Origin of the sequence: Mesorhizobium sp. M4B.F.Ca.ET.203.01.1.1 (genome assembly GCF_004791025.1) — a bacterium.
Lineage (GTDB): Bacteria > Pseudomonadota > Alphaproteobacteria > Rhizobiales > Rhizobiaceae > Mesorhizobium > Mesorhizobium abyssinicae.
This window is the reverse complement of record NZ_SRUO01000166.1, coordinates 1-329: the sequence shown is the minus strand read 5'-3', so window position 1 is coordinate 329 and position 329 is coordinate 1. Positions and strand designations below refer to the sequence as shown.

Genomic DNA, 329 nt, shown 5'->3' with positions numbered 1-329 from the left:
CGAAGCTCCGGACCGTCGCGGCATCATCGCCGACATGACCTGCGACTCGGACGGCATGGTGGAAACCTATGTCGAGAACGAGAGCCTGGACAGCTCGCTGCCACTGCACAAGATGAAGCCGGGCGAGAGCTACCGCATCGGCTTTTTCATGGTCGGCGCCTACCAGGAAATCCTGGGCGACATCCACAACCTGTTCGGCGATACCGACGCGGTGGAAGTGCTGGCCGATGCCGATGGCTACGCCATCACCCAGCAGCGCCGCGGCGACACCACCGACGTGATGCTGGATTACGTGGGTTACCGCCTGGACGAACTGCGTGCGACCTATG

1 pseudogene is annotated in these 329 nt (G+C 62.6%); it reads left to right on the top strand.

Annotated elements, in window-relative coordinates:
- A pseudogene (locus EN846_RS34145) lies at positions 1-329 on the top strand (arginine decarboxylase); the annotation flags it as partial.